At 57.8% G+C, this 2,633-nt stretch carries 2 protein-coding genes; both read left to right on the top strand.

The window, feature by feature from the left end:
• Positions 1–1,278 precede the first annotated feature (1,278 nt).
• Positions 1,279–2,160 carry a class I SAM-dependent methyltransferase gene (locus ACX4ZE_RS22630; protein WP_480275483.1) on the top strand — a complete coding sequence of 294 codons (882 nt, stop codon included), beginning with the start codon at positions 1,279–1,281 and terminating at the stop codon, positions 2,158–2,160.
• 257 nt (positions 2,161–2,417) lie between these two features.
• Positions 2,418–2,633, top strand: a 216-nt coding sequence (locus ACX4ZE_RS22625; protein WP_480275482.1) for a hypothetical protein, incomplete at its 3' end; no start/stop codon positions are given.

Here is a 2,633-nt window from a genome sequence, read left to right as displayed (position 1 = left end):
AAATACCTCGCAAATACCTCTATAAGAAAAATTCCTCGACAACCCGGATCACCACACCGAACCAATCCATAACGACCCAACAAGGCCAGAAAGCATGCAACCCGGAAATCTCCCCGAGCCTACCCGCCCACCCACACCACCGCAGCACTCGAACGCGAAACCAAAAGAAGCGAATACACCAATCCCCACACCAACCACACAACACAACACAACCGAAACACCGACAACAAAACACTTGAAACAACAAGATCATTCAACACATTACTCACAAAATATAGACCATCGACCGAACCGCGAGACATATACTATACATAATTCATACAACACCATAATGTCTCGGGAACATTTCGATAACGGCGTTCCCAACAGTTTCTCCCAATAGGTTCGGGCACCGGGCCGGCGGTCAGTCGAAACGATCGCGAATACGTTGGCCACGGGCTTCCAGCGCATGCCCCATGGTGCCCGACCAACATCGGTCAGACCGAGGAAACGAGTCACCAGATACGAATATCAAGAGCCCTATCGGGTCCGGTTGCTGATGCGTCGCCAGTAGACGAGGATGGTGGCGAGGTCGAGGAATCCTCCATGGATATCGGTACAGCGTTCCCGCCAGACGTCCAGGCGCCGCTATCAGTGGAGTAACGCCAGGGAGTGCTCGACGATCCAGCGTCCAACGGTAACCTTGTCACGGGTGGCTCGTCAGGAGATAGAGACAGTGCTGCGTCGTTGTCGCAGATCAGGATGTGGTGTTCGGCGCGGTCAACCGGAGGCAGGCCTGTACCGGCACCCCTTCTTCACCCACACATGCGAGCCGTCTGCGACGACACAGTCGACATCGATCAACCCGGCAACGGGTCAGCATCACCTGATGTATCCGCTCGAATGCTCCCGCCGCCAGCAAATCATTCGGACCCGAAGCCGAGTTCCTGGGAAAGGACTCCCAACCGATCCCGATGAACAGCACGAACAGGATGCCCTGCAGCACAGGCCGGTCATACAGCCACACCGGCCCCGGCGTTCCCGCCACCCGGACAAAGACCAACGGTTCGATCACTGCCGCGCGATGGGCATCCGTGAACGCAGTATCGCGTTGCGGCGCGGATGCCGTTCGCCCCGGTGAAGCTCGAGTTGTCGTAGAATCGCGAACAGTTGGGCGATTTCGGCTAGGTGCGAGCGAGTAACTCGGAGTAATTCCGTCGAATGTGCGGTACCGCTCGCCGTCCGTCTGGTCGGCTGTATATGCCCAGGTCCGTCGACAAGATCGGTAGGTATTCAACTATGCGAACTGATGGAGACGTATGGGACATCGTCAGCAGCGTAGGGCGCACCGCGTTGATAGTCGCAGCGTTCCGAGCGTTGGAGACGACTCTTCCCGATCCACTAATCCAGGACAATTACGCGGCCCTATTCATCGAGGCCGCGGGCGAACCACACTTCATCGAAGTGTTGGCCAACCCTACCTTGGTCACCGATAAACCCTTTTTTCCCAGTTTCATGGGTTATCGGACGAAATTCTTCGACGATATCTTCCTATCGGCCACAGCGAGCGGTATCCGGCAGGCGGTGATCGTGGCCTCGGGACTGGATGCGCGAGCATATCGTCTCGACTGGCCTGCGGGCACCACCGTATTCGAGATCGACCAGCCCAAGGTGCTGGAGTTCAAGCAGCGGGTGCTCACCGAACATCAGGCACAGCCGAAGGCTGATCGGCGAGTGGTCGCGGTGGACCTGCGTAATGACTGGCCCGCCGCCCTGATCGCGGCAGGCTTCGATCCCGGCGAACCCACCGTATGGTCAGCGGAAGGATTGCTGTCCTACCTTCCCGGCGCCGCGCAGGACGCGATGTTCGAGCGGATACATCAACTCTCCGGTCCCGGCAGCCAGCTCGGCGTGGAGAATTCCGAGACGAAAGCCGACTTCAACCGTATGATGGCTACCGTATCGAAGTACTCGAAGCCGTTCAGCGATGTGAACTCGTCCGAGCTGTTCTACGACGATGAGCGAGCAGATCCGGTCCAGTGGTTGAGCGATAACGGCTGGTCGGTGCGAGCCCACACGCTAGCCGAACTGGCCATCTCCTACGGCCGGTCGATTACAGGGGTTCCGGAGGAACTCATCGAACTGTGGGAATACCCGCGATATCTGACCGCAGTGCGTTAGTCGGAATCGGCATGGCATTCACCAGATCCGTCGAGCAGTCGCCCACTCCAACACTCGAAGCTTGCCCTCCACTTGAAAATAGAAGAGGAAGCAGTGCGTTCCGAAGTTCTTAGCTGGTCTTTTATACTTTTTCATGGGCCAGGATCATGTCGTCGGGTGTTCGCAGTGCACGTGCGATGGCTTGCTGGTCAGTGAAACCCCAGTGTCGGCGAAAATAGGATGTGGAGCACTTCGGACCGCCGCTACTGTCGATAGACATGACACCCCCGCTGCTACGCCATGCTACCCACGCCGACGAATCATTCCTCTGGGCAATGCTGTACGAGGCTTCATACGCCGCCGAACAAGGCCTGACCTCACCCGATGCTCTTCGAAGCCACCCGGACCTGTCCCGATATGTCGATGGCTGGGGCACCGAGGACGACCTCGGCGTTGTCGGTAGTATCACGACCTCCCCACAGGGTGCCGCATGG

It is taken from the genome of Nocardia sp. TBRC8007, from assembly GCF_056629435.1.
The sequence above is the reverse complement of the archived record's forward strand: the minus strand, read 5'-3'. Positions and strand labels throughout refer to the sequence as shown.

What these genes read in the sequence shown, in the direction of transcription:
- ACX4ZE_RS22630 (WP_480275483.1), top strand. Translation starts at nt 1,279, where the DNA reads ATGCGAACTGATGGAGACGTATGGGACATCGTCAGCAGCGTAGGGCGC.